At 48.6% G+C, this 243-nt stretch carries 1 protein-coding gene; it reads right to left on the bottom strand.

Going from position 1 to position 243, the window contains the following annotated elements; all coding sequences use genetic code 11:
• A partial coding sequence (locus IQ282_RS00080) for a DUF7507 domain-containing protein (protein WP_194849920.1) occupies positions 1–243 on the bottom strand: 243 nt, incomplete at both ends.

Here is a 243-nt window from a genome sequence, read left to right as displayed (position 1 = left end):
TACCGTTCGGTGCTACCAACAACGGGTCGGTGATGCGAACGTTGGTAAGCGTCGTTGATCCCGTATTGGTCACCGCAAAACTGTAACTGATCGTCTCACCCAACTGGGCGTTCCCATCTCCATTCTCATCATTGAAGACACCAGTCTTTATGACCGCTATACCATTGTCATCACCAAAATCTGTAAACGTTGGGTCGTTCAATGCATTGCTGGATCCCGATAGATCCGTGATGTCTCCATCAT

Origin of the sequence: Nonlabens antarcticus (assembly GCF_015356755.1) — a bacterium.
Classification (GTDB): Bacteria; Bacteroidota; Bacteroidia; order Flavobacteriales; family Flavobacteriaceae; genus Nonlabens; species Nonlabens antarcticus.
Note: the sequence above shows the minus strand (reverse complement) of the source record. Positions and strands in the feature narration are given on the sequence as shown.